Origin of the sequence: uncultured Bacteroides sp. (assembly GCF_905207245.1) — a bacterium.
Taxonomy (GTDB): Bacteria; Bacteroidota; Bacteroidia; order Bacteroidales; family Bacteroidaceae; genus Bacteroides.
This window is the reverse complement of sequence record NZ_CAJLKP010000149.1, coordinates 1-6,114: the sequence shown is the minus strand read 5'-3', so window position 1 is coordinate 6,114 and position 6,114 is coordinate 1. Positions and strand designations below refer to the sequence as shown.

Annotated in this window: 5 protein-coding genes and 1 pseudogene; all 6 read right to left on the bottom strand. The window is 45.8% G+C overall.

Annotated elements, in window-relative coordinates:
- Positions 1-1,072, bottom strand: a 1,072-nt coding sequence (locus tag QZ135_RS24225) for a DUF6443 domain-containing protein (RefSeq protein WP_294615614.1), incomplete at its 3' end; no start/stop codon positions are given.
- Between the two features lie 15 nt (positions 1,073-1,087).
- Positions 1,088-3,931: a hypothetical protein gene (locus QZ135_RS24220; protein ID WP_294615612.1), complete on the bottom strand. Its 2,844-nt coding sequence runs from the start codon at positions 3,929-3,931 to the stop codon at positions 1,088-1,090.
- 106 nt (positions 3,932-4,037) lie between these two features.
- Positions 4,038-4,139, bottom strand: a complete 102-nt coding sequence (locus QZ135_RS24215; protein WP_009130126.1) for a smalltalk protein — start codon at positions 4,137-4,139, stop codon at positions 4,038-4,040.
- A gap of 21 nt (positions 4,140-4,160) precedes the next feature.
- A complete protein-coding gene (locus tag QZ135_RS24210; protein WP_294615609.1) occupies positions 4,161-4,601 on the bottom strand; it encodes an N-acetylmuramoyl-L-alanine amidase in 441 nt (146 codons plus the stop codon).
- 318 nt (positions 4,602-4,919) lie between these two features.
- Positions 4,920-5,411, bottom strand: coding sequence for an HU family DNA-binding protein (locus QZ135_RS24205; protein ID WP_294615607.1), 492 nt, complete (start codon positions 5,409-5,411; stop codon positions 4,920-4,922).
- A 175-nt stretch (positions 5,412-5,586) separates the two neighbouring features.
- Positions 5,587-6,114, bottom strand: a pseudogene (locus QZ135_RS24200) (hypothetical protein); the annotation flags it as partial.

Here is a 6,114-nt window from a genome sequence, read left to right as displayed (position 1 = left end):
CGTAACCGGATGTATCTGTGGAGAAGTTGCTGCTGGTAAATCCTTGAGTCCCTATAAAACTATAACTATCATAATAGTTCATGATGTGTACAGTGGTTCCGGAGGTAGTTACCTTGTTGGTGCATAAGCCTTGTTCGGTCAGTCGGTTCAATTGATCATATTTATAATAGGTCCAGTTTTGGGTGGATAACGCACGCTGATTGCCATCTTGCGAGAACGTCAGTCGGTCGTAATTGTCATATACATACTCGATGTATTGTGTGCCGGGCAGTTTCTTCCGGATGCAGCGGTTAAACCCGTCATACCCATACTGATACGCATAAAGATTCAGGTTATCGGTACTGATATTACCATTTATAGCCGGTGGCAATACATAGCACAGATTTCCATAGTTATCATATACATAATAAGTATCAAGCGTTTCGCTGCCGTTCATGCTGCGTTCAAGCAGTGTGCGCCCTATCTTGTCCATAAAGGTGTAGAACACTTTTCCGTCTTCATCCGTTGTTCGGGTTACGTTCATCGTGCCGTTGGCATAGTCTCCTGAAGCCTCTAAAGCACCTGCCGAAGTTACTTTATACCGGGTGCAGCGTAACTGCGCGGTTGCACTATTGCCCATAAACTCCATTGCAACCGGATGCCCGCTGTACCAGTCTGCCCCTGCGCCGTATTGCTTCACAATGCGGTTTTGCGGAGAAGCTTCGTAAACAGCCTCTTGATAAGGGCGGGAGTCATTGCTGTGACTGCCGGGCGCACTACTTTTAAAACTGACCGGAGCAAGATAATCAGAGGTTATAACTGCCGGAAGCCAGGCCTTCGTCTCACGCCCCGCAGTATCATATTCTTGCAGGGTGGCAAGGGTTACTCCTTTCTTGTCAGTGTTCTCTATCGCCTTGTTCACTGTCTGGAACGGACGTCCTAATCCATCATAATAAACCACTTTGCTCAAGTAAGACTTTGTGTCCGATTTAAGCATGGTGCGGGTCAGGATGTAGTTCTGAGAGCTATCCTGAGCATGTCCTGCCGTTGCCTGAAGCAGCAGCAATAGATATAATAGATAAATTCGTTTCATATTCATTCTGTTGTATTACTGTTTATATTGATATTGATAAGTCTCTACTGTCCCATTGGTGTCGGCTGTTTGACTCAGGCGTCCCATTATGTCGTACGAATAGGTCTTTTTATATCCATTCGGCGCAGTCTCTGTGGCTATTCCTACAGAAGGGGCATAGGTATAAATAGTGACTAATGCATTGGATAGAGAGGAACGTATGTTGTCCAGTTGTGCCTGAGTGGGAGCAGTGCCGGAAGCTATTGACGAAATTGTGCTTTCGCTTACTTTCGCCGTTACTTCGCTATAAGTCAATCCTTCTATGCGTGCTATGGGATAACGGTAGTTGTATCCCCATAGGATGACAATTTTCCGGTTGTCGAGCGTAGTCAGGTATTGCGGATTTCCTTTGCTGTCATATCTCTCGTAGCGTACCAGTACCCTACTTGCGTTGTTGCCTTTCTGCTGGCTGATGTTATTTGGCAGAAATCTGTCACCCACTTGCTGGTAGGCAGTAAAGTCAGTAGACAACAGGGTTGAGTTGCAATATTTCTCTTTCTTTATGGGGGTATCCACATAATTTTTCGCAGTCATATTGCTATAAACTGTTCCGGTCTGCTGAAAGGGGTAATAGGTTTTAGTGATATAATTGTCCCCGTCACTATTGGTTACGGTTTCCGTTATCGGCTGTAAGCAGCGTAGTTGAGGGTCGTATTGATAAGTACGGGTTGCAACTACATTTCGTTCATAATCTGTTGTCTTTACACTTGTCAGTTTTCGCAGTTTCCTGTAACCGCGTACATTAGTATATACGATGGAACTATAATATTCGTCCAAATCACTATAGGGTGCACAACTGAAGTCTATATTTTCGTAATAGACCACCCCTATGCCCAATCTTCCTAACCGCACGCCGATAGAAATAGAATCATTGGGGGGTACAAGTTCCGTATATTCATATTCTTCTGACAACTGCTTGACGTAAGTGCCATTATTGTTCTTGTAGAAAGTTTTCTCTTTCAGCAAAGCCGGAACTATGCCTTCGTCATTGTTGTAAAGACCGGAGTAGAAACGTAAAGGTACGGGGACAGGCACATCTTCCTCCTCTGCTCCGGGATAGCTGCTCTCAAAGTCTTGCGTAAACTTATAAACTGTTTTTCCTACGTTAGACGATTTTAGCCCCTTGTATTCTGTCACCTCATTGTAAAAGATGGGACTGCCGCTCCAACCGGTGAGGGGAAGGATGGGTGAAGCCACGGCAATCTGGTGCAAACGGCCCTTAGATTGGTATGCTCCATTTCCTTGTCGTATAAAATAATGGAAGTAATCATCATAGGCGAACAACTCGTTTGAGATTTCCATTGTAGCTTCTCCTTGCCCATATTCATAAGTTTTCTGCTCTAAGATAGTGCCGTTGTGGTCTTTATTTATAATTTCCGCAACCCGCAATCCACCGATGTATGAATAAGTGCCAGTCCGGTTGGTTTCAAAGTTGAAGGTTGTGCTGCCTCCTGTCGGGTACTGAATTGTTTTAAGAAGACACATCTGCATATGTGAAGGAGAAGCACTTCGATTTGCCAGATTTGAGGCAGGGAATACACCATTGGGAATCATATTATAACTCTGTGTTCCATTATAATATCCCCAATAGTCTTCACGGCAATAGGAACTTGAAGAGCCTCCTGCATTGGAAGCATTGTAATGCTCCGGAGGTGTCGATGTGTCATACGAGAATGTATAGTTGTCGGCTATGGCATTGGTTGCGTTTCCTTTCATAGAAAGACTGCCGAGTTTCATCCTGTAGTTGGAGGAACGGTCGCCGAAGTATGCATTATTATTGAAAATAACATGCTTGACGGTTGAATTATTGTCTTTTACCGTAATAGAGGTTAGACGCTCTTTCTGCGTGTCCAGCCTGTCTTTGGCATAACTGAAAGTTATATTGACATTGTTCCAACTGATGGAACTTAACATGGGGACTCGGTATGAGTAGGTTGGCATAGATACATCTCCGCCATAATTGCCGGTGGTTTCATTCGCGACATATTGTTGTCCCACTCCTTCACTGTAGGTAATAACATTTCCCTTGTGCAAAAACTGAGAGCGATATCTTATAATATAACTATCTCCTGTGGTGTATGAAAGGGTAATCACGTTATTGCGGCCTGCTGTTTCTATCTTGGTCAGATACCAGGCACTGGTATAGGTGTTCATTTGGGGCGAAGTGCATGATTCCTTTGCCTCAAAGTAATAAGTCGTGCCATCGGTATCAATTACCTCATATCCCTTGCTTGTTCTCTCTATTTTTATCGGTTCATGAGGGATGGTAAAAGGAACTTCATTATAAACATTGTAGCGGAATATACCGGCTTTGCCTGCAAAGTTATAGCTGTATCGGTCTGATTCGGAATCGTATTCGGGAACGCCTGCAAATACACGGTTCCACAATCTTGTTTCCATGGCCGATTCTGATAGTCGTTTTTCTACATCTGCCTTACTTTTGAAGAACATCCGGTAGTTGTAACCTTCAAAATCAGGCATTCCGCATACCGTACGGGCTATCATTCCTCCGGCATTCAACGTCCATCCCAGTCCTACAGGACTGGAAACATCCAGTACTTTGATGCCCGAAGCGTGGTATGAAATAGAGATAGGGAGTTCATAGTCTCCGGTATTCAGTGTATAGATCGGAATTTCTATTTTAGGAACTCCTGTAGAATGCTCCACCGGGTATTCCCCGTAGCGGGCATAGGCGGCAGATTGTGGGCTGGGGTGGAATGTAGCTTTCAGTAACTGGTCGGCTACTCCACCTTGTGCTCCTAAAAAAGAAAACGGGAGCAGGAAAAATATTAGCAGATAGTAAATTTTATGATTTGTCATTGCTGTATAAATATAAAAGTGAATTGGATAATTGGTTATTCTTTCTCTTGTCGGGAGACTACCCCAATGCATAGCATCTTATTGCATTGGGGTAGCGGATTGCCTCTTACGGTGTCATGGCGTTCACTCCCAGTACCCCGGCAATGGCTGTAGCCACGGTGACAATTACCTTCAGGATGGTCTTCCAAGTATTCTTACTTATTTTCATAATATTCAATGTTTTAATTATTTATAGTTCCTTCTTCACCTCAAAACACGGGCATTCCTTCACCCACTCTTCCGGTTTCACCACCCCGTTTCCGTTCAGGTCCGGACTGAGGTCTCGATGCCCGCAGACATAGCTGTTTCTGAACCGTTTCAGCAACTGGTGCACCAGCAACCGCAGCGCACTGCGTTGTTCCGGTGTACGGGTATCTGCCGCCTGCCCGTTGCAGTCCAGTCCACCTTCGTAGCAAAGGCCGATTGAATGAGCGTTGTGCCCCTTTGCGTGTGCACCGATAAGTTCCAGGGGGCGGGTGTTGGTGACGGTGCCATCCCGGCGGATGTAATAGTGGTAGCCGATGCCACGGAAGCCACGACGGCGATGAATGGTTTCCAGATCTTCTGTCGTAAGGGCATGATCTGCCCGGGTGGCGCTGCAATGCACCACAATCAAGTTGATACTTCTCATGGTTTGTGAATTAATAGTTTAGTTTATAAAATAGATGATTCTATCTTAAAGATGATTGTTTAGTTTTGAAATGAATAGTTTAGTCAGTTTCTGAATTTAGTTTCCGGTTTATCCCTATACAAGGTGTTGGGGGTGCAAGAGTGATGAAGCTGCAAGAACATTGAGGCTGCACGAGTACTGAGGCCACGTGTGGGCAGGAGTTACAGAGGCACAGAGCTTTTTGCTTTGTTGCCCGGGCGAAACTTTGTGTCTCTGTAGCTGTTGTTTTCAGTGCTTCTCTGCTGTACTCAAATGCACTTCTATCTATCACTCAATTTTTTAGCCCAGCGGGTCTTCTTCCAGACCTCCTTCGCCTTCGTTGCCACCACCGCCTTCGTTGCCGCTACCGGAACCGGTAGTTCCGGACTTGTAAGGCACGCACTTCACCCCGGTCACCATTGAACGGGTGGCGACGCTATGATCCGGATTGCGGGTGGAGGCAGGCGTGAAGCGGACTTTCAGGGTGGACTGGGCCGCAGATACTTCTTTGACCGTTGACACTCCTTTGCCTGCCGACTTCATCGTCATGCGGAACGTGCCAAAGCCATCCAGCGTCACGCTTTCGGAAGATTGCAGGTGTTGGGTCATTACGGTGACCAGGTTGTCGATGGTATTCTTTACGTCACCTGTCGAAAGGGAGGAGTAAGCTGCTATTTCACGGGCAATCTGCTCCGTACTTACGTTACCTATCAGATAGACGCGTGGAAAGAAAAGTTTTTTACCGGATTTGTCCTCAAATACCGATTGGAATGTTTTGTAAATTACTGGCATAATAGAATAGTTTTTAATGTAAATAAAATAGTTTTGTTTGTGTCTTAAGCTTAACGACAATACAAAGATAAGGCTCTTTTTCTTATTTACCTACCGATTTTGGGGTAAGCGTTAATTTCACCGTTAATTTCTTTATCCTGCCAATTCAGGATGTTGCGATTATTTCTTGCACTTCCTACTTGTTGCACAGGCTTAGCAGGTAGCGTCCCGGTTGACGAATCTTCCCGTGGCTCTCGCGTATTTCGCCAAAGCCTTTCCACATGGGGTGCCCGATGATGCCAAAGTTGCTTTTGCAGATGATGGCGTATTGTTCGGGCAGTGGCACATGGTAGGAGCGCAGATTGTAGATCAGTCCTTCGAGGTTGCGCTGAAGTCCATCGGCAGGGGGCTGCAGGCGGTCAATTTCGGCATTGGTCCATTCTTTCCGTTGTGTGTTCCGGTCGGTTCTACCAGTTTTCGGCGGTTGGGTGCAGGCAGTCTGTGAGCAGGACGTTTCCTCTTTTTCCAAAAAAATCTCCTCTTTCTCCGCCTCTCCTCCCGGTCCCCCTGAGGGGGAGTCTTGAGGGGGATATTCTGTGCTATGCTCTGCTATGCTATTCTGTGCTATGCTATGTGTACCGGGAGTAACATTTTCGGGGGTATTTGTAGCAGTTTCAGGTTCGGATGTTACAGTTTCGGTTGGCGGAATCAGGTTGAAGGCAGG

Excerpts from the sequence above, each read along its gene's own strand:
- QZ135_RS24220 (WP_294615612.1), bottom strand. The coding sequence starts at position 3,931 with ATGACAAATCATAAAATTTACTATCTGCTAATATTTTTCCTGCTCCCG.
- QZ135_RS24215 (WP_009130126.1), bottom strand. The coding sequence starts at position 4,139 with ATGAAAATAAGTAAGAATACTTGGAAGACCATCCTGAAGGTAATTGTC.
- QZ135_RS24210 (WP_294615609.1), bottom strand. The coding sequence starts at position 4,601 with ATGAGAAGTATCAACTTGATTGTGGTGCATTGCAGCGCCACCCGGGCA.
- QZ135_RS24205 (WP_294615607.1), bottom strand. The coding sequence starts at position 5,411 with ATGCCAGTAATTTACAAAACATTCCAATCGGTATTTGAGGACAAATCC.